Here is a 24,184-nt window from a genome sequence, read left to right as displayed (position 1 = left end):
TTTCATCTTGGGGCTTGTCATAGGGTGCGAGTCTATGTAGTGTCAATTAGTGAATTCAAGGTATCAAAATATGATACTCAATTGGGAGGAAAAAGATGGTGGCTGGCCTCAAGGGGATTTTGCCTGTTCTGCCCACGCCGTTTCTGGCTGATGGTGGCATTGACGAAGCGGGCATGAAGCGGCTGGTGGTCTTTGCGCTCGACAAGGGCGTGGATGGTGTCGTGTTTCCCGGTTTCGCCAGCGAGGTGGAGGCTTTGAATGCCGCCGAGCGTGCAACGCTGCTGAAGATCGTCGTGGATGCGGTAGCCGGTCGTGTGCCGGTCGTGGCCGGCGCCAGTGCTGCCGACTGGCGTGAGGTTGTCGAGCATGGGCGGGCGGCATCGGCGCTTGGCATTCGCCATCTGATGGTGCAGCCGCCCAAATCGGTCGGCACGGATGCGCCGGCGCTGATCGAATTCCTCGGCAGGATCGTCGAGGCGCTGCCCGAAGTCGAAATCATCCTGCAGAACGCGCCTGCGCCGCGCGGCTCCGACCTCTCGCCCCAGGCGATTGTGGAAATCGTGCGCGCCTTGCCGCAGGTGGCTTATGTCAAGGAAGAGACCCTTCCGGCCGGCCCGGCCATCAGCCACATCATCGCCCATGCACCTTCGACCCTGAAGGGCGTCATCGGTGGCGGCGGTGCGCGTTATATTCTCGACGAATATGCCCGAGGTGCTACGGCAGCGATGCCGGCGCTGGAGATCGCCGAGGAACATGTGGCCATCGACCGGGCGCTTGTTGCCGGGCGGCGGGAAGAGGCTCGCCGGATTTATGTCCGCACCCTGCCGCTTCTGGTGTTGCAGGCAGTCTATCGCATGCGGTTGACCAAATATGTGCTCGCCCGTCGCGGCGTGATCGAAGGCGTCGGTGTGCGTGCCCCGACACCCGAGCTTGATGCGGCGGCCCTTGCCGATATTGACGCCAATCTGGTCGAGCTTGGCCTTGTTGCCGCGGAGGCCGCATGAACAGCCCCATCGCAACAGTCGAAGTCTTCACACTGACCCAGCCGCGCAAGGTTCCCTATCTCGGCGCGCTCAGGGAAGGCGAGGTGGTCAATCCCAACGGCTACATCGTGCGCAAGGGCAATCGCACGGTCTATCCCACTTTCGACCGCAGCGTGCTGGTGCGCATGACCACCGGGGCCGGCACTGTCGGCTGGGGCGAGACCTATGGCATCGTCGCCCCCGGCGCGGTCGCCGCCCTCATTAATGATCTTCTCGCCGGTTTCGTGATCGGCCGCGATGCGTCCGATCCTTCGGCTGTTTATGACGACCTTTACGACATGATGCGGGTACGTGGTTATACCGGCGGCTTTTATGTCGATGCGCTTGCCGCGCTTGATATCGCGCTATGGGACATTGCCGGGCAGGAAGCCGGAAAATCCATCCGCGACCTTCTCGGCGGCGGGGTCGACAGCTTCTCGGCCTATGTTTCAGGCCTGCCCGAAAAGACACTGAAAGCGCGCGGGGAATTGGCGAAATATTGGCAGGATCGCGGTTTTGATGCTTTCAAATTCGCAACGCCGGCGGCTGACGATGGCCCGGCGGCGGAAATCGCCAATCTGCGGCAGGTGCTTGGGCCTCAGGCGAAGATTGCCGCCGACATGCACTGGAACCAGACGCCGGAGCGGGCGCTGGAACTCATTGCCGAAATGAAACCCTCCGACCCGTGGTTTGCCGAAGCGCCGGTCTGGACGGAGGATATCGCAGGGCTGGAAAAGGTTTCGAAGGGAACAGACGTCCCGATCGCTGTTGGTGAGGAATGGCGCACCCATTGGGACATGCGCGCCCGCATCGAACGCTGCCGCATCGCGATCGTGCAGCCGGAAATGGGCCACAAGGGCATTACCAATTTCATCCGCATCGGCGCTCTTGCCGCCGAGCACGGCATTGACGTGATCCCGCACGCAACCGTCGGTGCGGGCATCTTCCTCGCTGCGAGCCTGCAGGCGTCGTCGACATTGCCGACCCTGAAGGGTCACGAGTTCCAGCACTCGATTTTCGAGCCCAACCGCCGCCTGCTCGCCGGCGACATGGATTGCCGAGAGGGGAGATATCACCTGCCATCCGGCCCGGGACTTGGCGTCAAGCCGTCGGAGGCGGCGCTCGCCGTTATTGAACGTATCTGAACTGGTTTTCTGGAGGAGGAACCCATGACCAAAAGAATAAAAAAGCTGGCGCTTGGCACAGCGACCGCGATGCTGATGACCGTGGGGGGATTAGCGCCCGCCATGGCCGATACGGTGTTGAAATTCATTTCCTGGCAGACGGATGATGCCGGCACAGGCGAATGGTGGCGCTCCGCCATCGCCGCCTTCGAGAAACAGCATCCGGGCGTGAAAATCGAATTCACCAAGGCCGAGCGCAGCTCCTACGCCGACACGATGACGACACTCTTTGCGGCCAACCAGCCGCCGCAGATCGTGCATCTGGCGTCCTTCGAATTTCAAATGTTTGCCGATAGCGGCTGGCTGGAACCGCTCGACCCGTGGCTGAAGAAGGACGGCATCGACATGACGGGCTGGGCCGGCCAGCAGAAATGCGAATGGAATGGCGAAACCGTCTGCATCATGACCAACTATTTCGGTTTCGTGATGGCCTACAACAAGAAGATTTTGGAAGAGGTGGGCGTCGCGGTTCCGAAGACCTATGACGAGTTTCTGGCCGCTGCGAAAGCGACGACCAAGGATCTGAACGGCGATGGCATTATCGATCAGTTTGGTACAGGCCACGAAACAAAGGGTGGTCCGGGGCAATATCTCACGGAAATGCTGAACTACATCCTCGATGCCGGCGCCTATTGGACCGACAAGGACGGCAATATCACCATCGATACGCCGCAGATGGTGGAGGGTCTTTCACGCTGGAAAACCGTGATGAAGAGCGGGATCAGTCCGGTCGACATGAGCGCCAGCGACGTGCGCAAGCTGTTTGCCGATGGCAAGATGGCCATGCGGCTCGATGGACCGTGGCTTTATGGTACGACCGAAAAGGGTTCGGCCAAGAGTGACATCGTTTATGTCGCGCCGCCGCTTCATCCGCCGCTTGGCGGGTCTTCCAACGTGCTGGCCATGCCGGCCGATATTCCCGACGACCAGAAGGCATTGGTCTGGGATTTCATCAAGCTGACGATGACGCCGGAATTCCAGCGCAGTTACGCCACCCTTGGCGGCAACACCCCGCCAAGCCCGAAGGCGGATGTCTCGGGTGTTGAAAAGACTATCCCGCATTTTCCGGTGCTGATCGAAACAATGAAGGCCGCGTCGGAAGCCGGTATCGACCGCATCCCGACCGGGCTTGAGCTTTTTTACAACGAGTTCAGCAAGATGGTGATGGAAGAAAGCCAGCGGATGATCATTCAGGATCTCGATCCGGCGGAGGTGGCGAAAACCATGCAGGCAAAGGCCGAAGCCATCAAGGGTTGATCCCCCATTGTCCTGATCCCGTTGTCCTGCCATGGCCCGTAAAGGGCCATGGCCATCATCCGCATCCGGCAGGAGGACCATCCATGACCGAACCCGTTCGGGCTGGGCGTCGCAAGTTCTTCGATCTTGCGCGTCCCAGCCGGCAACATCTCCTCGGCTATATTCTGATCGCGCCCGCGGTCCTGATGGTTGCCGCCATCATCGTCTGGCCGCTCGTGCTGGCCATCGACCTGTCGTTCCAGCAGGTCAAGATTCCAAGGCTTGGCGGCGCCAGCCGGCCGTTTTCGCTGAGCAACTACACCTGGCTGTTCTCGTCGCCGGAATTCTGGCTGGCCTGCTGGGTAACGCTGAAACTGGTCATCGTCGTTACCGCCGGCAGCGTCGCGGTTGGCCTCAGCACGGCGCTTCTGGCCAATAACCGTTTCAACGGCCGTACCGTTGCGCGGCTGGGAATGGCGCTGCCCTGGGCGGTGCCGGAAATCATCGCGGTCGTCATCTTTGCGTGGATGTTCGACACTTCCTTCGGCCTGTTCGGGTGGCTGGCGATCAAGCTCGGTTTTACCGACCAGATGATCCCGTGGGTCAGCAGTTCCACGGCCGCATTCTGGGCCGTGGCGATCACCATGGTGTGGAAGGGTTTTCCTTTCGTCTCGATCATGTGTCTGGCCGGCCTGCAGTCCATCCCCGCCGATTATTATGCGGCCGCAAAGGTGGATGGCGCGAGTTTGTGGCAGCGTTTCCGCTGGATCACCATGCCGCTTTTGATGCCGGTGCTGGGCGTGACGCTGGTGCTGACGCTGCTTTGGGTATTCCGCGACTTTTCCATCATCAAGGTTCTGACCGGCGGCGGGCCGCTGCGTTCAACCCAGACGCTGTCGATCATGACCTATGACCAGGCCTTCCAGTATCACAATTTCGGTCGTGCCGCCGCCGTCGGCGTGCTTACGCTGGTGATCTGCATCGTCGCGAGCCTGTTGATGCTCGGCCGGCGTTCGAAATCGATCTATTGAGGAGGCTTTGATGAAACGGACATTTTTACAGAGCCTTGCCCTTTACGCGACTGTGATTTTCACCCTGGTGATGATCCTGTTCCCGGTCTACTGGCTGCTGGTCACAGCACTTTCCACCACAGACGAGCTTTACCGCCTGCCGCCAACCTTCTGGCCGGATGATGCGCAATGGGATATTTTCGCCAGGGTCTGGGCGGCAAAACCGATCCTGCTGTGGCTCTGGAACTCGATGCTGGCGGCCATCGGCTCGGTGGCGCTATCGATGCTGGTTTCGGTCAGCGCCGGTTATGCACTGTCGCGTTATTCAATGCGGGGCGGCGCGACCATGGGTCTCTTCGTCCTGACGGCGAAGATGTTGCCTGCGACGCTGCTCGTCATTCCGCTGTTTTCGATCTTTTCCAGCTTCGGTCTGATCGGTAGCCTCTGGACACTGGTGCTGGCGCATTCGACCATGATCATTCCTTTCGCCACATGGATGCTGAAAGGCTATTTCGACACCATTCCGAAGGAATTGGAGCAGGCCGCCATGGTGGATGGCTGCTCGCCGATCGGCGCGATGGTGCGTGTCGTGCTTCCCATCGCCACACCGGGGCTTGCCGCCACCGCACTCTATGCCTTTGTGCTCAGCTGGGCAGACTATGCCTATGCTCGCACCTTCCTCGTCAACTCGCCGGACAACTGGACGGCCAATCTCGGCATCACCACGATGCAGGGCGAATATGTCACCTACTGGAACGACATCTCCGCCGCATCCGTGTTCATCGCGCTGCCGATCATCGCAATCTACCTGTTCCTTGAACGTTATTTGGTCGGCGGCCTCACCGCTGGCGCGGAGAAATAAGCATGGCCAATATTTCCATTCGCAACGTCAGTAAGTCCTATGGCGCGCTCAACGTTCTCAGGCCCTTTTCGCTTGAGATCGAGAATGGCGAGTTCGTGGTGCTGGTCGGGCCTTCCGGCTGCGGCAAGTCGACGATGCTGAAAATCCTAGCCGGCCTCGAACCGGCAAGCGAAGGCCAGATCTTCATCGGCGACAACGAAGTGACGGATCTGGCGCCGGGTGACCGCGACATCGCCATGGTGTTCCAGAACTATGCGCTTTATCCGCACCTGACCGTTCGCCAGAATATCGGCTTTGGCCTTAAGATGCGCGGCACCGACAAGACCGAGATCGACCGCCGTGTTGATGATGCCGCGCGCATTCTGGAAGTCACCCCATATCTCGATCGCAAGCCCAAGGATCTCTCGGGCGGCCAGCGCCAGCGCGTAGCGCTCGGCCGCGCCATCGTGCGCCAGCCGCAGGCTTTCCTGATGGACGAGCCGCTGTCCAACCTCGATGCCAAGCTGCGCGTCCACATGCGTGCCGAGATCGGCGCGTTGCACAAGCGCATCGGCGTCACCACCGTTTATGTGACGCATGATCAGGTCGAAGCGATGACAATGGCGGATCGCGTCGTCATCATGCAGGGCGGCATCATCCAGCAGATCGCTGCACCGGACGAGCTTTTCAACAATCCGGCCAATCTGTTCGTTGCCGGGTTCATCGGTTCTCCGGGCATGAATTTCCTCAATGCGGAACTGCGTGACGGCACGGTGACCCTCTTTGGGCAACAGGTTTCCCTGCCGGGGGTCGTCGAGCGTCAGGGCAGCGTGATCGTCGGCCTGCGGCCGGAACATCTCGTTCTGGGCGATGCGCCTGTTACCTTCGAAGTCCGTCCGACGCTGGTGGAAAGCCTGGGATCGGAAAAATATGTCTATTTCGATGCGGAGGGCGCAAGGGTCGCAGATGGCGAAGAAGGCAAGTCCAAGGGGCTGATCGCGCGCGTCTCGCATACCGGCAATCTTCCCGGCAATGAGGCACTCCGGCTCGGTTTCGATCCGGCGCAGCTTTATCTCTTCGATTCAAAGACCGGAGCAAGACTATGATCCTTGTCACCGGATCGTCAGGCCGTGTCGGCCGCGCCGTTGTCGCCGCCTTGCGCGCGCAGGGCCGAACCGTTCGCGGCTTTGATCTCAGACCCTCGGGAACCGGCGGCGAGGAGGTTGTAGGGTCACTTGAGGATGCGCAGGCTTTGTCCGACGCCATCAAGGGTGTGAGCGCCGTCCTGCATCTGGGGGCGTTCATGTCCTGGGCTCCGGCGGATCGCGACCGCATGTTTGCCGTCAATGTCGAGGGCACGCGCCGGCTTCTGGATGCGGCTTCAGCAGCCGGCGTGCGGCGGTTCGTTTTCGCCTCATCGGGCGAGGTCTATCCGGAAAACCGCCCGGAGTTCCTGCCGGTCACCGAGGACCATCCGCTTTGCCCCAATTCGCCGTACGGTCTGACCAAGCTTCTGGGCGAAGAGCTGGTGCGCTTTCACCAACGAAACGGCACGATGGAAACGGTTATCCTGCGTTTCTCGCATACGCAGGATGCGGCGGAGCTGCTGGATGAGGACAGTTTCTTTTCCGGCCCCCGGTTTTTCCTGCGGCCGCGCATCCGCCAGCAGCAGAATTTCGGAAACACCGCCATCGCCGAATTGCTCCAGTCCCGCGATATCGGCGAACCCGCGCACATTCTGGCGCGCAACGAAAACGGCCGGCCGTTCCGCATGCATATAACCGAGACACGCGATATGGTGGCGGGGATTCTGCTTGCTCTCGACCATCCCGACGCGGCGGGCGGCATCTTCAATCTCGAGGCGGATGAACCTGCCGATTTCGCCACGCTTCTGCCGAGGATTGCGGCGCTGACCGGCCTTCCCATCGTGACAGTCGATTTTCCTGGCGACGGCGTTTATTACCATACGTCCAACGAGCGGATCAGAAACACTTTGGGGTTTGAAGCGGAATGGACGATGGACCGGATGCTGGACGACGCGGCGGTCGCAAGGCGGCAGCGACTCGCGAAGGAGCAGAGGCAATGAAACCCGAGACGCCGGGGGGCACGGCGGCGCTTGCCAAGGGGCTGACCCTGCTCGACATGGTCGCCGATGCGCCGGAACCGCTGCGTTTTGCCGAGCTGCTGCGCGCCTCCGGTCTGCCGAAGCCGACATTCGCGCGAATCCTGCGCACCCTCATCGCTTATGGCCTCGTCCGTCAGGATGAGGCCCGCGGCACCTATGTGCTGGGCCAGCGTTTTCTGGAAATGTCCCACAAGGTTTGGGAGAGCTTCGATCTCGTCTCGGCGGCGACCCCGGAACTGGAGCGGCTGGCCGCTGAACTGGGGGAGACGGTTGCACTGTGCCGGCTTGACGGCACCATGACGCAATATCTCGCCGAACGCTCGCCGAACGGTCTTTCGGTGCGCGTCGAGGTGGGGCGCCGCGTGCCGCTGCATTGCACCGCACCGGGCAAGGCGCTGCTCGCCTTTCAGGACCCCGCCGTTGGCCGCGCGCTGCTGGATCGCCTGACGCTCGATCTGCAGACACCCAAAACCATTACCACCCTCGATGCGCTGCAGGCGGATCTGACGCTGACGCGGGCACGGGGTTATTCGATTTCCTACGAGGAGCATCTGCCGGGCGTGAATTCGGTCGCCGCCCCTGTCATGGGCCGGGACAATACGCCGATGGGCGTGCTTGTTGCGCTCGGGCCGTCGTCGCGGCTGGATTCCTCCAATATCCATCCCGCCGGGCGTGAATTGATTGCCGCCGCCCGCCGCATTACCGGTGCCGCCGGGGCCGTGGCGATCAGCTCGCGACCGCGCCCGCGTTCGGCAACGGGCCGCCCCAGTGCCGAACTCAGCTGCATTCTGCCTTGGGGTGCGCAGCTGGGGGAAAGCCCGGTCTGGCACGAGGGGGAAAACGCGCTCTATTGGGTGGATATCCTGCATCCGGCGGTGTACCGCTTCGATCCCGCTACTGGCCGCAACGAAACCTGCGAGACCGGCAAGCTGGTCAGCGCCGTCATCCCGGTCACCGACGGGCGGTTGCTGGTGGCGTCGCAGGATGGCGTCGAATGGCTGGATTTCGCCTCCGGCCGGCTGACACCCTTCGTCAGCCCGGAGGCGGGCATCGTCGACAACCGCCTCAACGATGCCAAATGCGGGCCGGATGGCGCGATATGGGTCGGATCGATGCGCATCGATGCCTCCAAGCCCACCGGTGCACTATATCGCATCAATGCAAATGGCGCGTCCGAGCGCAAGGAAGGCGGCATCATCGTCTCCAACGGCCTCGGCTGGAGCCCGGATGGCCGGACCTTCTATTTCGTCGATACCGTGCCCGGTCTCATCCACGCCTATGATTGCGATCCGGCGACGGGCGCGCTGTCGCAGCGCCGTGAATTCGCCCGCATTCCGGTGGCCGATGGCCGGCCGGATGGTCTGGCGGTGGATGCCGAAGGCGGTGTCTGGTGCGCCATCTGGGATGGCTGGTGCGTGCGCCGTTATCTTCCGAACGGCAAGCTGGACCAGGTGATCGACATGCCGGTGCCACGCCCTTCCAGCATCGCTTTTGGCGGGCCGGACCTGTCGACGCTGTTCATCACCAGCGCCCGCACGCGCCTGCCTGCCTCCACACTCGCCGATGCGCCGCTCTCCGGCGGCCTGTTTTCCTGCCGCCCGGGAATTGCCGGCGCGCGCATTTCGCTGTTTGAAGGATAAGGGATGCGTCTCGAAAGCGTCTTTGGATTGACGGGCCGCACGGCGCTCGTCACCGGTTCCAGTCGTGGCATAGGCGCCGCCATTGCCGAGGGGCTGGCGGGCGCGGGCGCCCATGTCATCCTGCATGGCATAAAGCCGGGCGCTGCCGCGCCCGTGCAGCACCGGATCGTCGCAAGCGGCGGCACGGCGCAGGAACTGGCGGGCGATCTGTCCGAACCCGGTGCCGGTCGTGATCTCATCGAACGGGCCGAGGCGATTGCGCCGGTCGATATTCTTGTCATCAATGCCAGCGCCCAGATCAACGCCGTGCTTTATGAACTGACAGCGGACGATCTGGCGTTTCAGCTGGCGGTCAATCTGGGCTCGACGGTGGATATGCTGCAGGCGGCCCTGCCGCGCATGGCGGCCCGCAAATGGGGCAGGGTGGTTTCCATCGGTTCGGTCAATCAGCTGCGGCCGAAGGGCATCGTCACCGCCTATGCCGCCACCAAGGCTGCGCAGCACAATCTGATCCAGAGTCAGGCGCGGGATTATGCGCGCGACAATGTGTTGCTCAACACACTCGCGCCCGGCCTCATCGACACCGACCGCAATGCCCACCGTCGTGATGAGGATCCCGAAGGCTGGGGGGAATACGTCCGGACGCTGAACTGGATGGGCCGTGCCGGGCAGCCGGAAGAAATGGTGGGGGCCGCCATCTTCCTGTCGTCGCAGGCCTGCAGTTTCATGACCGGGGAGAACATTTTTCTGACAGGGGGATATTGACGGATTTGCCGGTACGGCTTGCTACTAGAATTCGCAACAAGGCTGCGTATCCCGAGATTCCTGCATATTCGGGATGCCGGCCCATCGCGCGGATCAGAGGACGACAGACACTTCAGACCCATTCCGTCAAACGGAGTCTGCAGCCTGCTGAGTGACAAATGGATTGTGCCGGTTCTTTGGCGTCGTTCTCTCGCGGAAGATCATCGGCTCCGCTTTTGAAAAGAGGTAGGCTTGCGCCATCGGACTTCTGTAATGACAGTGGCGTTGGTTCGGATTCCTTTCAACTGCGTGTCTGCGAAATGGTGCGTCGGCGGTGCGTATCTCTTCAAGACTTTTGTCCGGCTGCAAAGCAAACAAAGCGATGGCGCCGCGCAGACGTGAATCAACCCGCTACCTTCCGGAGCGATTTCTCAATCTCTCCTCCGCAATAAGCGTTGCCGTATTCCTCGAAACTTTTATCGTTCAAGGCGGCCAGCGAAGTTGTGGCTACCACTCTTCTGGAAAGGTCCCAGATTGTAGGTGACGTATCCTCAATGATGCCCTGAATCACAGGGAACCGGTCGGCGACCGTAGTCCAAAGGATTGCAGTCGCTATATCTGCTACGCCAATCTTTTCTGTTCCGAGCATAAATCCGGAAGTAGCGCTCAAGCCGTTTCGTGCCCCGGTATCCGCGAAAATACGGATCCATTTTTGGAGGCGTGGGACGAACCCTTCCCATTTTTCAGGTGTCCACATTTCGCGCCCGCCGTTGAGAGTCAACTCATCAAGGACATCGTTGGCATCGTTAACGATCTTGGCGCTGAGTGCGCGGCCCTCAATAGTTGTCGGCAACATCTCCAGCCGTTCACCCAGGTAGATGGCGATCGCCGGCATCTGGGAGATCGCAAAATTGCGCTCACGGTCAATCAGAACCGGTGGCCCCATGAAGGCAACCGGCTGCTTTTCCACCCCACAATCCATAATATCTTCAATCGCATCGGCATCGTGTTCATCCCAGAAGTACCCACAATGGGCCAGAATTCCGCGGATGAACTGACCTCTAAAAGGAACTGGCCAGTAATAAAGGGCGAAGTTTTTCATGCCTTCCTCCATTGGTCATGCAAACAACGAACGGCGTTGGTTGTTACCAGTTCCCCGACGATTTCCTCGCTAAAACAGAACACCCTGCGGGGTAGTCATCTAACCTCTACACGAACGCTATGCTCAGTCTCTTGAGGTCGCCGTTTTTCCGCAGGCTGAGCGTTCACTCCCCCATCACCAGTCCCTCGCGTCGTGGGTCGGCGCTGCCGGCCAAGCCTTCGGCGGTGATTTCGACAGCATGCAGACCGGAGTTCATCTCACCCGGTTTCACCTCGTAACCCAGCGCCTTCAGCGGACCGGCCAATTCTTCCGCGCTGGTGCCGGCCTCGATGTCATAGGTGCCGAACCGGTTGATGAGATGCGGCTGGGCGACGATCACTTCCACCGGCATGCCCCAGTCGATATAGGCGATCAGCGCCTGCGCCACATAGCCGATGATCTGGCTTCCTCCGGGCGAACCAATGGCGAGCAGCGGTTTTCCATCCTTCATCACGATAGTGGGGGCCATGGAGGAGCGCGGTCGTTTACCGGGTTCGACGCGGTTGGCGATCGGCAGACCGCCGTCATGGGTCTTGAAGGAAAAGTCCGTCAACTCGTTGTTCAGCAGGAAGCCATTCGTCATCAGACGCGAGCCGAAGCCGCTTTCGATCGTTGTCGTCATCGAGACCACGTTGCCTTCCTTGTCGACGATGACGAAATGGCTCGTCGACGGCAACTCAAGCGCGGCATCCCGGCCGAAAAGCAGCGCGTGGTCCCATTCCGGCGCACCGGCATTGACCGCGTCTTTGGCCAGCGCCTTGTCGCCGTCGAGCAGCTTTGCCCTCTCCCCTAGATAGGTCTTGTCCAGCATGCCCTTGACCGGTAGCGGCACGAAATCGGTGTCAGCGACGTAACGCTCGCGGTCGGCGAAGGCGAGACGCTGCGCATCGCCGATAATGCGCCAGCTTTCGACATTTTTCGGCCCCAGCGACCTGAGATCGAAATTCTCCGCCATGCCGAGCATCTGGCCGATGGCGATGCCGCCTGACGATGGCGGTCCCATGCCGCAAACGTCAAGTACACGATAGACAAAGCAGACTGGCTCGCGCTCGATGACGCGATAGTTGGAAAGATCGGAAAGCGACAGCACGCCAGGATTGTCGGCTGCCTCGCGCACGGTCTTGACGATCGCCTCGGCAATTTTCCCCTTGTAAAAGGCATCGGCGCCGCCCTTGGCGATCGCTGCAAGCGTCTCGGCATAGGCCGGGTTCTTCAACGGAGCACCGGCCTGCAGCGCGGCCCCGGAGGTGTCGAAGAAATAGGACCGCGCTTCTGGATATGTCTTCAGCCGGTCACCCTCTGATGCGATCAGAGAGGCAAGGCGCGGCGACACCTGAAAACCTTCAGTCGCCAGCGTTTCCGCCGGCTTCAGCAGGCTTGCCCATTCCGCCTTTCCATAGCGTTTGTGAGCTTCCTCCAGAAGTCGCACCGTTCCCGGCGTGCCAACGGAACGACCGCCGATGACTGCGTTCATGAATTTAAGCGGCTGACCTTTGTCATCCAGGAAGAGCTTTGGCGTGGCATCCATCGGTGCCGTCTCCCGGCCGTCCAACGTCGTCAGCCTGCCGCTTTTAGCGTGGTAATAGACGAGGAAGGCGCCGCCGCCGAGACCGGAACTCTGCGGTTCAACGAGGCCCAGCACAGTCTGCACCGCCACCATCGCATCTATGGCGTTGCCGCCTGCGGCGATCACGTCGCGTCCCGCTTTGGTCGCCAGCGGATTGGCTGCGGCGACCATGAAGTTCTTTGACTGGACGCGTTTGGCGGTGGCAAGCCCGGTTGCCCTTTCCGGCGCCACCGCGTCGGACGCCTGCTGGGCGGAGGCGATTGCGGTGGAAAACATCAAGGCAACAACAGCCTCACAGAGAAATCTCATTTTCATCGGCCTCATCCTTCAGAGCGGCGCAAACCATGAATGTGAGAAGGGCAAATCTCGCAGGCGCTTAAGATCAACTCTCGGGCGACTGCCCTTCCCGGTCAAACATTCGATTTTAATGGCAGTCTAATCAGCCAATCTGGAACGACGATCTGCCGGCCGCCGTTCAGCGTTCAAGTTCGTAAGAAAACACAACAGCCTCCGGGTTGGCCAGAATATTCGGCGCTAATGGAATTCAGCAAGCTCCCGCAAGTCCCAGTGCATTCTCTCACTATCGCCCTGTGTCAGGCCTTCACCCCGTGCAGGATGGGGCGCTATCCCTTTATCCCGCTTGCCGCGATACTGGAGATGAACAGCCTCTGCAGGCAGAGATAAAAGATCAGCACCGGCAGCGTGATGATGGCGAGATAGGCCATCACCTCACCCCAGGGTGTGTTGAGCTGGAAGAAATATTGCAGCCCCACCATCACCGGCCTGTAGGCCTCGGACTGGGTAACGAGAAGCGGCCATAGATATTGCTGGCTGTACATGACGAGAAACTTCAGGATCGCAGCCGTTGCGATGACCGGGCCGCTAAGCGGCATCACCACCTGTGCGTAAATCCGCAGCCAGCTGGCCCCGTCGATGCGCGCCGCCTCCAGCAACTCCTTTGGCAGATCCTTGAAATATTGCACGAAGAGGAAAATCGTCAGCCCGTCTGCGATCCATGGGATGATCTGCACATGCCACGAATTGAGCCATCCCCAGGTAAACCCGTTGCTGCCGATCCATGGCAGATTGTTGACCTCGAGCAGCAGCGGCACGGCAATGGTTTCAAAGGGAATGATGAGCGTGGCGAGGATGATCGAAAAGAGAACATCCTTTCCGCGCCAGTTCAAAAAGGTAAAGGCGAATGCGGCAAGCGAGCCAAGCAGCAGGGCGAGAAACACGGTAACGGCCGTTACCAGAACCGAGTTGAATATGAAGGTCGCAATCGGCGCCCGGGCGAAAGCGGCGGTGTAGTTTTGAAGCGACAGATCTCCAACCGGCAGGAAAGCGCGTATCGAGGTCGCATCACTGAGCAGCTGGTCGTTCGGTTTCAGCGACGAGAAGCCCATGAACAAGAGAGGCAAAATGAAGATCGCCGCGAAAGCGAGCATGAGCACATAGTTGCCGATGAGAAAAGCGAGGCTCTTGCGTTGTCCGGCCTGCATCATTGCTTCTCCCTTGTCAGGTATCGTTGGGTCAGTGAGATGCACAGGACAAGCAGGAAGAGGACGACCGAGATTGCCGAACCTGCCGCGATGTCCTGTTGTCGGTATCCCCGCTCAACCGCCTGATAGACGATGCTTTGTGTCGAATCGCGGGGGCCGCCCTTGGTCATCACATCGATCTGCGCAAAAAGGGCAAAAGCCTGCATGGTGATGACGATGATAATTAGCACGGCGGTGTTGCGCAGCAGCGGCCAGGTTATCATGCTGAACTTCTGCCAGCGGCTCGCGCCTTCGATATCGGCTGCCTCGTAAAGATCCGGAGAGATTGTTTGCAGGCCGGAAAGCCATATGACCATGTGGAAACCGACCCCCTGCCAGACGGACATGACCAGGATGGCCCACAGGGCGGTATCGGTTCTGCCCAGCCAGTCGACTGGCTGGAAAAGCCCGAAGCTCATGTAACTCAAAAGGCTGTTGAGGAGCCCGTTATCCGCCGCATAAATAAACCGCCAGAGCAACGCCACCACCACAACCGACAGCACGACGGGCATGAAGTAGACCGCGCGGAAAATCGTGACGCCGGGAATCTTCTGGTTCACCAACAGGGCAAGAAACAACGCCAGTGCCGCCTGAACCGGGGCAACGACCGCCACGAAGGAAAGCGTGTTGACGAGCGCTGTCAAAAACACGACGTCGCGCGCCAGAATGACGATCTGGTTCTCACCCCAGCTGAAGCTCCTATATTCCCGCATCCCGTCCAGATGGGGATAGTCTGGATTGTTGCGGGTGAAAGTGCGAATTCGCGGATAGGAGGTTGCGCCATCCGCATCCTGCTTGAGGCTCCCATCCGCCTCCCTTTCCGGCTCAAGCTTCAGCACGCCGATACCCAGCAGCCGGGTGTAATTTTCAACGCCGACAAACTCGGTCGGATTGGGAGATGTCAGCCGCTGGTTGGTGAAGGAAAACCCGAGCCCCAGCAGAAAGGGCGTGATCAGGAACAGCCCGATCAGCACCATCGCCGGTGCAGCCATGAACCAGCCCGTAAAGCTGTCCCGGGTCAATTTTCCCTTTGAAGACAAGAGCGCCATCGACAACCTTCCCCTATTTGGGTTGGTAACCGGAATTGCGTTCTATGTTGTTGTTTATCTCGTCGGCCGCGTTGTCCAGCGTATCGGCGACATCCGCGCCATTGGCAATGTCAGACACCGCTTTCGAAAACACCGGCGAGATGAAGGCGTAAGCCGGCGTCACCGGGCGCAACGTTCCCTGACGCTTGGAGAGCTCGAAGAAAACTTCGAGCGGGCCACCCTGTTTATAGTTCTCCGTCATCTGGGCTGCGGAAGACGTGGCCGGGATCAGGCCGATCGCATCGGAGAACTGCGCGAGATATTTGTCCTGTATGGCGAATTCGATGAAGGCGGATGCGCCTTGGGGATGCTTGCTGGTGGCCGATACACCAAACTGCCAGGATCCTGCACCGATCTTCGGACCGTTCCCGAAATCAGGGGCAGGCAGGAACAGCAGGTCGTCTCCATATTTCTCCAGAGCCTTCACCGCAACCCAGTTGCCCATCCATTGCAGCGCGTGACGGCCTTCCAGAAAGCCGGTTTCATGGTCGGCAGGCGATTGCGATGTTCCGGGTGCCAGTTTTTTCTGGAACAGGGACTGCCACCATTCTCCGAACTTGATGGCATTGTCTCCGTTAAGGGCGTTCTCGGCGGTTTGATAATTTTCCTTGTCGATCAGGCTTCCGCCGAAGCTTTCCAGAAATGGGCTGAAGGCATAGCTGTACCATTCGGTTTTATCGGCCATACCGAGGTCGATCGCATATTCGAACTTGCCGCTGGCCGCGAGCTTTTCGAGCGCGGCATTAAATTCCTCGCCGCTCCACGGCCGGTCCAGCGTTGGAATGCGAATGCCATTTTCATCGAGAACCGATTTGCGGGCAAAGACCGCGACAGCCGCGTCCCACAGGCCGACCGAATAGAGCTTGTCTCCCCACTTTCCCACCGCGCCGGGCAGGAAATTGGCAAGCTTTGCCTCGTCGATCTGCAGTGGCTGCAGATAACCGGACCAGGCCCAGTTCGGCATGTTCGGGCCGTCGACATCCAGAATGTCTGGCAGCTTGTTGGAGAGCGCGGCGGCGGTGACGGATTCGTTATAGGCGGTTTGGGGAAATTCCTGAAGCGAGACCCGCCAGTCCGACTGGGACGAATTGAAGTCCTCAATGATGCCGGCCAGAATCTTGCGTTCTTCCACATTGCCCGCGCCGTGATACCACATGGTCAGGTCGGTCTGCGCCAGTGCCACAGTGGAAAAAAGCGTCGTCAAGGCAGCGGCTGCCCCCACAAAAATGGCTTTGGTGATCATAGATTGTCCTCCTCCTGAAGAAGAGTAACTTCAACATCTACCGATTGTTCCGCAGAAAATTTGCGTTCTGGCGCGGCACCTTCTCAGGAACGCGACCAGAAGAAGCTTCCGAAAAATAAACAGCACGGAGAAGTGAAGGAGCCGAGCGAAAGCGTTTCTGGGGGCAGGCCGGGCCCTCGAAAAAAGCCAGCCCTCAGCGAAGTCCACGCCGTGTTCCCGCAGATACGCTGCCTGCTCCTCCGTCTCGATACCGTCGCAGAGGGTCAACAGGCCAAGTTCACGCGCCATTCCGGTAATATGCAGCGTAACGGTGCTGGTTGCGGATTTCCTGCCAGTCGTGTCGACGAAGGACTTGTCGATCTTCAGGGCATCCATCGGGAGCCCCTGCAAATATTGAAGGCTGGAATAGCCGGTGCCGAAATCGTCTATCGCGATGGAATGTCCCGCCTTGCGCGGGCTCATCGCTTTGGCGTCTATCCTCAGATCCCGGACCCATCAAGCTCCCGGGCATCGTCACCTTCCCAGGGAGCGGGCATCGCAAGGCCATCGGTATTGGCTGAGGGCATAGGCATCCAGCACTTCAATTCCGGCTCGGAGTATTCGATGATCCGCCCTGGCGAAGAGTCTGAGGCACGCCAGCCTTCTGAACCGTACTGGTCGCCTTTCGACCAGTACGCAAGGTCTACTTGGGATGGCCCTTGTTCGGACGGACGTATCGTGATGAGAATCCGATCTCCGTTTTTCGGCGCGCTTGCCATATGGCGCCATCGGTGTGGTTGATCCATCATTTCCCCCATCGTTCAGGCATTCAAGTCTCGCCTCACCGTCCAAGAGGGTCAACTCAAACTTTGTATGACCCTGTATCGATCCGACGGAATTCGACGTCCCTGCAATGAATTTGCCCGTTAACGTTTCTCTCCAGAATCTCGAAAAGAAAGGGAAACCCAAGCATGGCGGGTCTCCTCATAAACGCTCTGAGTTGGTTCCATAGCGCTTGCATCTTCAAAACAGCCCAAGGCGATGGCGACGAGATTGGGCCGAAATTCCGGTATCCAATAGACGGTCGATCCACAGACGGGGCAGAAGCGGAACTCCAGGCTCTTCCCGCTATCTCCGGGCCGCATGTAGGTTTGGTATTCTCCCGACGCAGTAACTTGATCGGCTTCATAAAATACCGCGACACCGAACGCTGAGCCGGTACGATGCTGGCACGCACGGCAGTGACAAACGGAGACCTTGCGGGGTTCTGCGTTTGTCACGACAGTTAGCTGACGACATGAGCAATGGGCCAAGCGCAAACTGTTGCTCCCAGTTCTAAATCCCCGAAATATGGCTTTCGAGGCCCCTCCACCACTCACCGGCAGGAACCGCCCCTCCGGATCTCAGGCTTCGACAGCTTCGCTAACATCATCCAGAAGAAAATGCACGATCACATAGCGTGTCGTGTATTTCTGACCGCTATCGGAGACGCTTTCGATACTGCCGCCGTCGGAAGGGTGCCATTTCTGGTAGTGGGGGTTGTTGGCGATCAGCGTAATCGCCTTGTCAGAGAACCTGCCGTTCAGCCGGTAGCGGGCCTCTGCGAGATGCCAGATATTTTCAAAATCCTGCTGGCTGATCCGGGCTTTCAAGGCCTTTCTGGATATTGTTTTTCCGGGCGAACCATCGTCATGCGCCGTCGATGGAATATGTAGGTCAACCTCTTCTGCACCGTCCAGCAGAAACGCAAATTCGTCTGGCCACATCCGTCTCACGTATCGCTCCTCCCAAAGCTTACCGTCATACAGCGCGATCATGATAGCGCCTCCGCCGCGAGAGGCAATGGCGGATATGCACCTGTGTTTCCCTCGCGCGCCCACAATCGATGTCGCGAGTTCGAATAGCTGGAACTTGAAATTGGCCGGGAGATCGTGCTTGTTCACGGTCAGCAGGGCACGTGCGTGTCCCCGCCGGCCAACGAACTGCATCGAGGAGTAAGGCATGAAGAAGCTCATCAACGATCCAGCCACCGTTGTGCGGGACATGCTCGAAGGCGTGGTGGCCCTCAGCCCCGCGACGGTCCTGCTTGCGGATGAGAATGTCGTTATCCGGTCTGGCCTTCAGGCCCCGGAAAAGCGCAGGGTGGCGGTGCTGTCGGGCGGGGGCAGTGGCCATGAGCCAGCCCATGCGGGTTATGTGGGCGCGGGCATGCTGACCGTTGCGGTGGCAGGCGATGTCTTCACCTCGCCAAGCACCGATGCGGTTCTTGCCGGCATCAGGGCTGCGGCCGGACCCGCCGGCGCTCTGGTTATCGTCAAGAACTACACGGGCGACCGGCTGAATTTCGGATTGGCGGCCGAGCTGGCGCGAGCTGAAGGAATTCCGGTCGAAATCGTGGTCGTTGCCGATGATGTCGCCTTGAAGGACACAGTTCCCGACGACCGCCGCCGGGGTATTGCAGGCACAGTGCTCGTTCACAAGCTCGCCGGCGCGGCCGCGGAGCAGGGACTTCCCCTTCAAGAGGTGGCTCGCATCGCCCGGGAAGCCGCCGAAAAATTGTCCTCCATGGGAATATCGCTGGGCTCCTGCACGCTCCCTGCCGTCGGCAGGCCGGGCTTCGTCCTTGGTGACGCTGAAATCGAAGTCGGGCTCGGCATCCATGGCGAGCAGGGCGTCCGGCGGATGTCCATCGCATCGGCGGACGAGCTTGTGAAGCTGGTCCTCGAGACGATCGAAGCCGATGGCGGGCTGAAGAGCGGAGACCGGGTTGAGCTTCTGGTCAACGGACTGGGATCGACGCCGCCAATGGAACTTGCGGTCGTGGCGCGATCCGCCATCACACGCCTGGAAGCAAAGGGCGTCGTGGTCGAACGGGCATGGGCCGGTACCTTCCTCTCCGCCCTCGATATGCCCGGCTTTTCTTTGTCGGTCATGCATGTGGACGACGCAATGCTCAACCTCATCGATGCGCCGACCGACGCCGGCGCATGGCCGCGCGGCGGTGCGGTGAACCGCAACCGCGTCTTGCCTTCGGCAGGTGTCGAGAAGAGCGTGACTGCGGAAATCGAAATAACAGCAGCCGGTGAACGACTGCGTTCCGCGGCGGAGCGGGTCGCCCGAGCCCTGATCGCTGCAGAGCCTAAACTGACGCAGCTCGACAGTGTTACGGGCGACGGTGACCTTGGGACAAGCATGGTGCGAGGCGCCGAAGCAATATTGGCGCTGCCGGGGGAGAGCTTCGCAGATGTGTCCGGTGGCTTGATGGCGATGGCGAATGCGATGCGGAAGGCAATCGGCGGAAGCTCGGGCCCCTTTTACGCCACGGGCCTGATGCGCGCTTCGCGCCATCTTGCCGGGATCGAAAAGCCGACGGACCAACAGATGGCGGAGGCGTTCGTGGCTGCCGTTCTCGCGGTCTCGGAACTCGGTGGTGCAAGACCGGGGGACCGTACGATGATAGATGCGCTTCATCCGGCGGCGGAAACGTTCCGGGACAGGCTCGCAGCCGGAGCTTCGGCCGACGAGGCTTGGCGATCCGCCTCGGCGGCAGGCATCGCAGGCGCCGAGGCGACGGCGTCGATGAAGCCGCGGCTCGGGCGCGCGAGCTATCTTGGCGAGCGGGCTATAGGACATCCCGATGCGGGAGCTGTCGCCGTCAGCATCTGGCTTGAAGCAATAGGGAACGATTAGCGCCGATGGGCGGCGGGCCTGATGAGAAAGCGGGTTGCCGCCGTGGCCGCGAAGCTCAGATGCGCCGCGCCTTGATGGTGTTCATGACGAAGCTGGTCTCAATGGTCTCGACGCATTTCAGCTTTGCAATCTTGTCCTTGATGAAACGCTCGTAATCCTCCAGCCCACCGCACATGACCTTGAGCATATAGTCCCTCGGACCCGTGACGAGATGACATTCGAGAACCTCGTCCCAGTCAAGAACGGCTGCCTCGAACATCCGGATTTCGTCATCGTGCTGGCGGCTGAGGCGGACGGAAGCAAGGGCGGTCATGGTCCATCCCTCGATTGCGGGATTGATGATCGCGGAGTACCCTTTGATGGCGCCCATCTCTTCCAGGCGTCGAAGCCGTCGCAGGCACGCCGATGCCGACAGTCCGACCCGCTCGGCAAGTTCGTTGTTCGTGATCCGCGCATCGGCAGACAATTCCTTGAGTATCCGCCTGTCGATCGGGTCTGCAATTTTTTGCGACATAAATGACCGTTCTCCGCAATATATTGCTTCATGAGATAACTTGACGCTTCAGAATGCAAGGTATTTTGGTTTCACTGCGTGTAACCTGCGGGTAGTTCAACGCCAGCTCAGGGATCATCGGAAATGACCGCGCCGCATCCGTCCAAAACCCATATCGGCAACCACGCTCTCCATCCTGAAACCCAGATGCTCAATTACGGTTATGATCCGGAATTGTCGGAGGGCGCCGTAAAGCCTCCCGTGTTCCTGACATCGACCTTCGTTTTCAAATCGGCGGAAGACGGGCGCGACTTCTTCGACTATGTCTCCGGCCGCAAGGAGCCGCCGGAGGGCAGGGGCGCGGGCCTCGTCTATTCGCGCTTCAACCATCCGAACAGCGAAATCGTCGAGGATCGTCTTGCCGTTTATGAGCGCACCGAGAGCTGTGCGCTGTTCTCCTCGGGCATGTCCGCCATTTCAACGACACTTTTCGCCTTCGTGCGGCCCGGTGACACCGTGCTGCATTCCCAGCCGCTGTATGGCGGCACGGAGACGCTGCTGGCCAAGACCTTCCATAATTTCGGCGTCTCGGCGGTGGGTTTCGCCGATGGTGTCAGCGAAACCTCGGTGATGGCTGCCGCAGAAGAGGCGATGGCGAAAGGCAGGGTCTCCGTCATCCTCATCGAGACCCCCGCCAATCCGACAAACAGCATTGTCGATATTTCGATGATGAGCCGGGTCGCCGACTTGATCAGCGAAAGGCAGGGGCACAGGCCAATCATCGCCTGCGATAATACGCTTCTCGGCCCGGTGTTCCAGCGGCCCATCGAATACGGTGCGGACATCTCGCTCTATTCGCTGACGAAATATGTTGGCGGGCATTCCGACCTCATTGCCGGGGCAGCGCTCGGCCGGAAGGAAGTCATGAAACAGGTGAAGGCGTTGCGTGGAGCAATCGGCACGCAGCTCGATCCGCATTCGTGCTGGATGCTCGGACGTTCCCTTGAGACGCTGCAGATCCGGATGGAGCGGGCGGACAGCAACGCCAGGGTCGTGGCGGAATTCCTGAATACGCATCCCAAGGTCGAGAAAATCCATTACCTGCCGTTCAGCGATCCGGCGTCCGCGGTTGGCAGGGTATTCGCCGCTCAATGCTCCGGCGCGGGATCGACCTTCTCGTTCGACATCGTCGGCGGGCAGGCCGCATCTTTCAAATTCCTCAATTCGCTCAACATATTCAAACTCGCGGTAAGTCTCGGCGGCACAGAGTCTCTTGCGTCTCACCCCGCAACGATGACGCATTCGGGAGTTCCTGCCGATGTCCGCCAGCGCATCGGTGTGCTGGATTCCACGATCCGGCTGTCAATCGGCATCGAACATCCCGACGATCTTGTCGCCGACCTGACCCTTGCCCTGGATCAGGCCTAACGAAAACGGGAACGCTGCTTACCCCACGCGCCAAAGAAATGATTGAAAGCTGCCCTCAGGTTGCAAACCTGGATAGGGTCACTCACGGTCGCGTCGCGCGGCTCGCTTTCCAACGTCGCCGATTTGCGGCATTAAGTGTTGTGAAGTGAAGTGTGCAAGATGAATGTGTCGGGGGCGCATGAAACTCAGGAGCCAGATTCTCGCATTGGCCATCGGGCCTCTCGTTCTTGCGATTATCGTCATCACAGCGCTGATCACGTGGCAGTCCATGACGCTGGCGCGCACGAGCATCGATGCGTTCGAACGAAACATGCTCGCGGCAAAGGAGGCTGAACTCCTTAACCTCACCAATCTTGCCCTTTCGGCGATCCGCTCGGTCTATGACAGGGCAGGACCTGATGACGAGGCCGCGAAGGAAGAGGTCAAGCGCATCCTGACCGGTCTCGACTACGGTACTGACGGCTATTTCTTCGTCTATGACTATGACGGGCTGAACGTGGTCCATCCGCGACAGAATTTCCGTCCGGGGAACAACTGGCTGGATCTCCACGATCCCGATGGCAACCGGGTGATCTACGATCTGATCGTCGAGGCGAAAAAGGGGGGAGGACTGGTCCAGTACAAGTGGGAAAAGCCTTCCACCAAAAAAATGGCCGACAAGCTTTCCTTTGCGGCCGGCCTCGACAAATGGCGCTGGATGATCGGTACCGGCGTTTACCTCGACGACGTTTTTGCGACGACGGCAGCGGCGAAGGAGGAGTTGCGGCATTCGATCACCTGGAACTTCCTGATCGTCGCCCTGTTTGCGGTTCCCGCCGTATTGCTGGTGTTTGCCACCTGCATGCTGCTCAATCTGCGCCAGCAGCGGCTGGCGGATGGCCGGCTCAAGGAATTGATGCAAAGGATCATCGATACCCAGGAGGAGGAGCGTCTGCGCATTGCCCGGGAACTGCATGACGGCATTTCCCAAAATCTTGTCGGCGTGCGTTTTGCGATCGATCTCGCGCGGCGCAAGGTCACGCCGGATAATGTCGGCGCTGTCGAGGCAATCGGCAAAGGCGCCATTGCGCTGAACGAAGCGATCAAGGAAGTCCGCCGCATCTCGCACGATCTTCGCCCGCGTGTCCTCGACGATCTGGGGCTGACGGCAGCTCTGGAATCCCTGATCTCGAGTTTTTCCGAACGCACGGGAATTGCGGCGACGCTTGAATCCGTGGCCTTCAAGCATATGCTTGTCCCGGAGGCACGGGTTGCCCTTTACCGTGTCGCACAGGAGGCGCTGACCAATATCGAGCGCCATGCCGACGCGACGCAGGTCGCCATCCGTTTTTCCAGTCGCGACGAACGGGTGCAGATGGATGTCAGCGACAATGGCCGCGGCTTTCCTGCCGTTCGGACAGAAAACGGGATGCCGGCGAGCAAGGGGCTCGGTTTGAGAAACATGCAGGAACGCATGACGCATTTCGGGGGCAGGCTGGATGTCGAAAGCTCCGCCAGGGGAACCGTTCTGCGGGCAGTGTTGCCCATTACCGCCATGAAGGATCGCAATAGCGGCCTACAGGAGGCCGCCGAGTGACCGTTCATCCGATCCGTGTGTTGTTGATAGACAACCATCCTCTGGTTCTGGATGGGTTGAGGGCCGTCCTCGAGACCTACGAGCATCTCGCAGTCGTCGGAACCGCCGTGTCCGCCATGGCCGGTATCGACGCGGCTGTCGCCACGCGGCCAGATGTGGTGCTGATGGATATCAACATGCCGCAGATCAATGGCATCGATGCCCTGGAGCTGTTTAAGGAAAAGCAGCTTTCCGCCCGGGTGCTGATGCTGTCGATGCATGACAGCCGGGAATATATATCGACATCGGTCATGTATGGTGCGGCCGGTTACATTCTGAAGGACGTGGCGACCGAAGAAATAGTCGCCGCAATCGAAACCGTGGCTGCCGGCGGCACCTATTTTTCCTCTGGCGTTCGCGATGTGCTGATGGAGGGGTCTTCGGGCAGGCTGAAGGCGCTGACGACACGCGAGCAGGAGGTTCTGCTGCTGATCGCGCGCGGAAAGAGCAATCGCGACGCTGCCCTGGCGCTCGACATCGCCGAGCGCACGATGGAAACCCATCGCAAGAACATCAAGAGGAAACTGGATATAGCGACGACCGCCGGTCTCATCCGCTATGCGATCGATAACGGGCTTATCAAAGAATAGCTGCTAG

Annotated in this window: 22 protein-coding genes and 1 pseudogene; 13 read left to right on the top strand and 10 right to left on the bottom strand. The window is 59.8% G+C overall.

The window, feature by feature from the left end; genetic code table 11:
* Nucleotides 1-95: 95 nt before the first annotated feature.
* The 9 genes from PH605_RS18390 to PH605_RS18350 all read left to right on the top strand — a co-directional run bounded on the left by PH605_RS18390 (nt 96) and on the right by PH605_RS18350 (nt 9,823).
* Nucleotides 96-1,004, top strand: a complete 909-nt coding sequence (locus PH605_RS18390) for a dihydrodipicolinate synthase family protein (protein WP_142845657.1) — start codon at nt 96-98, stop codon at nt 1,002-1,004.
* Nucleotides 1,001-2,167 (top strand): mandelate racemase/muconate lactonizing enzyme family protein, encoded by a 1,167-nt coding sequence (locus PH605_RS18385; protein WP_142845656.1) that lies wholly within the window; start codon nt 1,001-1,003, stop codon nt 2,165-2,167. The genes PH605_RS18390 and PH605_RS18385 overlap by 4 nt, the downstream gene beginning before the upstream one ends.
* A gap of 24 nt (nt 2,168-2,191) precedes the next feature.
* Complete coding sequence (locus tag PH605_RS18380; RefSeq protein ID WP_142845655.1) at nt 2,192-3,463, top strand: ABC transporter substrate-binding protein; 1,272 nt, start codon at nt 2,192-2,194, stop codon at nt 3,461-3,463.
* A gap of 83 nt (nt 3,464-3,546) precedes the next feature.
* Nucleotides 3,547-4,473 (top strand): carbohydrate ABC transporter permease, encoded by a 927-nt coding sequence (locus PH605_RS18375; RefSeq protein WP_142845654.1) that lies wholly within the window; start codon nt 3,547-3,549, stop codon nt 4,471-4,473.
* 10 nt (nt 4,474-4,483) lie between these two features.
* Complete coding sequence (locus PH605_RS18370) at nt 4,484-5,314, top strand: carbohydrate ABC transporter permease (RefSeq protein WP_142172418.1); 831 nt, start codon at nt 4,484-4,486, stop codon at nt 5,312-5,314.
* Nucleotides 5,315-5,316: 2 nt separating this feature from the next.
* Nucleotides 5,317-6,399 carry an ABC transporter ATP-binding protein gene (locus PH605_RS18365; protein WP_142845653.1) on the top strand — a complete coding sequence of 361 codons (1,083 nt, stop codon included), beginning with the start codon at nt 5,317-5,319 and terminating at the stop codon, nt 6,397-6,399.
* Nucleotides 6,396-7,379 (top strand): NAD-dependent epimerase/dehydratase family protein, encoded by a 984-nt coding sequence (locus PH605_RS18360; RefSeq protein ID WP_142845652.1) that lies wholly within the window; start codon nt 6,396-6,398, stop codon nt 7,377-7,379. The genes PH605_RS18365 and PH605_RS18360 overlap by 4 nt, the downstream gene beginning before the upstream one ends.
* Complete coding sequence (locus PH605_RS18355) at nt 7,376-9,058, top strand: SMP-30/gluconolactonase/LRE family protein (protein ID WP_142845651.1); 1,683 nt, start codon at nt 7,376-7,378, stop codon at nt 9,056-9,058. Before PH605_RS18360 ends, PH605_RS18355 begins: the two co-directional genes overlap by 4 nt.
* Before the next feature lie 3 nt (nt 9,059-9,061).
* Nucleotides 9,062-9,823: an SDR family NAD(P)-dependent oxidoreductase gene (locus PH605_RS18350; RefSeq protein ID WP_142845650.1), complete on the top strand. Its 762-nt coding sequence runs from the start codon at nt 9,062-9,064 to the stop codon at nt 9,821-9,823.
* A gap of 382 nt (nt 9,824-10,205) precedes the next feature.
* Here the strand turns inward: PH605_RS18350 and gst are convergent, their stop codons facing one another.
* The 9 genes and pseudogenes from gst to PH605_RS18305 all read right to left on the bottom strand — a co-directional run bounded on the left by gst (nt 10,206) and on the right by PH605_RS18305 (nt 18,127).
* A complete protein-coding gene (gene gst, locus PH605_RS18345; protein ID WP_142845649.1) occupies nt 10,206-10,904 on the bottom strand; it encodes a glutathione S-transferase in 699 nt (232 codons plus the stop codon).
* Between the two features lie 163 nt (nt 10,905-11,067).
* A complete protein-coding gene (ggt, locus tag PH605_RS18340; RefSeq protein WP_142845648.1) occupies nt 11,068-12,825 on the bottom strand; it encodes a gamma-glutamyltransferase in 1,758 nt (585 codons plus the stop codon).
* Nucleotides 12,826-13,133: 308 nt separating this feature from the next.
* Nucleotides 13,134-14,015: a carbohydrate ABC transporter permease gene (locus PH605_RS18335; RefSeq protein ID WP_142845647.1), complete on the bottom strand. Its 882-nt coding sequence runs from the start codon at nt 14,013-14,015 to the stop codon at nt 13,134-13,136.
* Nucleotides 14,012-15,100 carry a carbohydrate ABC transporter permease gene (locus tag PH605_RS18330; protein WP_078052895.1) on the bottom strand — a complete coding sequence of 363 codons (1,089 nt, stop codon included), beginning with the start codon at nt 15,098-15,100 and terminating at the stop codon, nt 14,012-14,014. Before PH605_RS18330 ends, PH605_RS18335 begins: the two co-directional genes overlap by 4 nt.
* A gap of 13 nt (nt 15,101-15,113) precedes the next feature.
* Complete coding sequence (locus PH605_RS18325) at nt 15,114-16,382, bottom strand: sugar ABC transporter substrate-binding protein (protein WP_078052894.1); 1,269 nt, start codon at nt 16,380-16,382, stop codon at nt 15,114-15,116.
* Nucleotides 16,383-16,412: 30 nt separating this feature from the next.
* Nucleotides 16,413-16,835, bottom strand: a pseudogene (locus tag PH605_RS18320) (EAL domain-containing protein); the annotation flags it as partial.
* Nucleotides 16,836-16,861: 26 nt separating this feature from the next.
* Complete coding sequence (locus tag PH605_RS18315) at nt 16,862-17,167, bottom strand: hypothetical protein (RefSeq protein ID WP_065654962.1); 306 nt, start codon at nt 17,165-17,167, stop codon at nt 16,862-16,864.
* A 120-nt stretch (nt 17,168-17,287) separates the two neighbouring features.
* Nucleotides 17,288-17,680, bottom strand: a complete 393-nt coding sequence (locus tag PH605_RS18310) for a GFA family protein (RefSeq protein ID WP_078052893.1) — start codon at nt 17,678-17,680, stop codon at nt 17,288-17,290.
* Between the two features lie 84 nt (nt 17,681-17,764).
* On the bottom strand, nt 17,765-18,127 hold the full coding sequence (locus PH605_RS18305) for a hypothetical protein (protein WP_065654901.1): 363 nt from the start codon (nt 18,125-18,127) through the stop codon (nt 17,765-17,767).
* A 235-nt stretch (nt 18,128-18,362) separates the two neighbouring features.
* Between PH605_RS18305 and PH605_RS18300 the strand changes: the two genes are divergently transcribed.
* On the top strand, nt 18,363-20,051 hold the full coding sequence (locus PH605_RS18300) for a dihydroxyacetone kinase family protein (RefSeq protein WP_142845646.1): 1,689 nt from the start codon (nt 18,363-18,365) through the stop codon (nt 20,049-20,051).
* Nucleotides 20,052-20,106: 55 nt separating this feature from the next.
* Here PH605_RS18300 and PH605_RS18295 read toward each other — a convergent pair whose 3' ends face one another.
* Nucleotides 20,107-20,565: an Lrp/AsnC family transcriptional regulator gene (locus tag PH605_RS18295; protein WP_003521846.1), complete on the bottom strand. Its 459-nt coding sequence runs from the start codon at nt 20,563-20,565 to the stop codon at nt 20,107-20,109.
* A gap of 123 nt (nt 20,566-20,688) precedes the next feature.
* Between PH605_RS18295 and PH605_RS18290 the strand changes: the two genes are divergently transcribed.
* The 3 genes from PH605_RS18290 (at nt 20,689) to PH605_RS18280 (ending at nt 24,177) form a co-directional block, all read left to right on the top strand.
* On the top strand, nt 20,689-21,972 hold the full coding sequence (locus tag PH605_RS18290; protein WP_142845645.1) for a cystathionine gamma-synthase family protein: 1,284 nt from the start codon (nt 20,689-20,691) through the stop codon (nt 21,970-21,972).
* 178 nt (nt 21,973-22,150) lie between these two features.
* Nucleotides 22,151-23,548 carry a cache domain-containing protein gene (locus tag PH605_RS18285; protein ID WP_065654905.1) on the top strand — a complete coding sequence of 466 codons (1,398 nt, stop codon included), beginning with the start codon at nt 22,151-22,153 and terminating at the stop codon, nt 23,546-23,548.
* Complete coding sequence (locus PH605_RS18280; protein WP_059761235.1) at nt 23,545-24,177, top strand: response regulator; 633 nt, start codon at nt 23,545-23,547, stop codon at nt 24,175-24,177. Before PH605_RS18285 ends, PH605_RS18280 begins: the two co-directional genes overlap by 4 nt.
* The last annotated feature ends 7 nt before the right edge of the window (nt 24,178-24,184 follow it).

It is taken from the genome of Agrobacterium sp. CFBP 3001 (assembly GCF_027871605.1).
Lineage (GTDB): Bacteria > Pseudomonadota > Alphaproteobacteria > Rhizobiales > Rhizobiaceae > Agrobacterium > Agrobacterium leguminum.
This window is presented reverse-complemented; position numbering and strand designations above follow the sequence as displayed.

Excerpts from the sequence above, each read along its gene's own strand:
- gst (WP_142845649.1), bottom strand. The coding sequence starts at position 10,904 with ATGAAAAACTTCGCCCTTTATTACTGGCCAGTTCCTTTTAGAGGTCAG.
- PH605_RS18385 (WP_142845656.1), top strand. The coding sequence starts at position 1,001 with ATGAACAGCCCCATCGCAACAGTCGAAGTCTTCACACTGACCCAGCCG.
- PH605_RS18305 (WP_065654901.1), bottom strand. The coding sequence starts at position 18,127 with ATGTGGCCAGACGAATTTGCGTTTCTGCTGGACGGTGCAGAAGAGGTT.
- PH605_RS18350 (WP_142845650.1), top strand. The coding sequence starts at position 9,062 with ATGCGTCTCGAAAGCGTCTTTGGATTGACGGGCCGCACGGCGCTCGTC.
- PH605_RS18335 (WP_142845647.1), bottom strand. The coding sequence starts at position 14,015 with ATGATGCAGGCCGGACAACGCAAGAGCCTCGCTTTTCTCATCGGCAAC.
- ggt (WP_142845648.1), bottom strand. The coding sequence starts at position 12,825 with ATGAAAATGAGATTTCTCTGTGAGGCTGTTGTTGCCTTGATGTTTTCC.
- PH605_RS18390 (WP_142845657.1), top strand. The coding sequence starts at position 96 with ATGGTGGCTGGCCTCAAGGGGATTTTGCCTGTTCTGCCCACGCCGTTT.
- PH605_RS18365 (WP_142845653.1), top strand. The coding sequence starts at position 5,317 with ATGGCCAATATTTCCATTCGCAACGTCAGTAAGTCCTATGGCGCGCTC.
- PH605_RS18380 (WP_142845655.1), top strand. The coding sequence starts at position 2,192 with ATGACCAAAAGAATAAAAAAGCTGGCGCTTGGCACAGCGACCGCGATG.
- PH605_RS18285 (WP_065654905.1), top strand. The coding sequence starts at position 22,151 with ATGAAACTCAGGAGCCAGATTCTCGCATTGGCCATCGGGCCTCTCGTT.
- PH605_RS18300 (WP_142845646.1), top strand. The coding sequence starts at position 18,363 with ATGAAGAAGCTCATCAACGATCCAGCCACCGTTGTGCGGGACATGCTC.
- PH605_RS18355 (WP_142845651.1), top strand. The coding sequence starts at position 7,376 with ATGAAACCCGAGACGCCGGGGGGCACGGCGGCGCTTGCCAAGGGGCTG.
- PH605_RS18290 (WP_142845645.1), top strand. The coding sequence starts at position 20,689 with ATGACCGCGCCGCATCCGTCCAAAACCCATATCGGCAACCACGCTCTC.
- PH605_RS18330 (WP_078052895.1), bottom strand. The coding sequence starts at position 15,100 with ATGGCGCTCTTGTCTTCAAAGGGAAAATTGACCCGGGACAGCTTTACG.
- PH605_RS18325 (WP_078052894.1), bottom strand. The coding sequence starts at position 16,382 with ATGATCACCAAAGCCATTTTTGTGGGGGCAGCCGCTGCCTTGACGACG.
- PH605_RS18370 (WP_142172418.1), top strand. The coding sequence starts at position 4,484 with ATGAAACGGACATTTTTACAGAGCCTTGCCCTTTACGCGACTGTGATT.
- PH605_RS18295 (WP_003521846.1), bottom strand. The coding sequence starts at position 20,565 with ATGTCGCAAAAAATTGCAGACCCGATCGACAGGCGGATACTCAAGGAA.
- PH605_RS18375 (WP_142845654.1), top strand. The coding sequence starts at position 3,547 with ATGACCGAACCCGTTCGGGCTGGGCGTCGCAAGTTCTTCGATCTTGCG.
- PH605_RS18315 (WP_065654962.1), bottom strand. The coding sequence starts at position 17,167 with ATGGATCAACCACACCGATGGCGCCATATGGCAAGCGCGCCGAAAAAC.
- PH605_RS18360 (WP_142845652.1), top strand. The coding sequence starts at position 6,396 with ATGATCCTTGTCACCGGATCGTCAGGCCGTGTCGGCCGCGCCGTTGTC.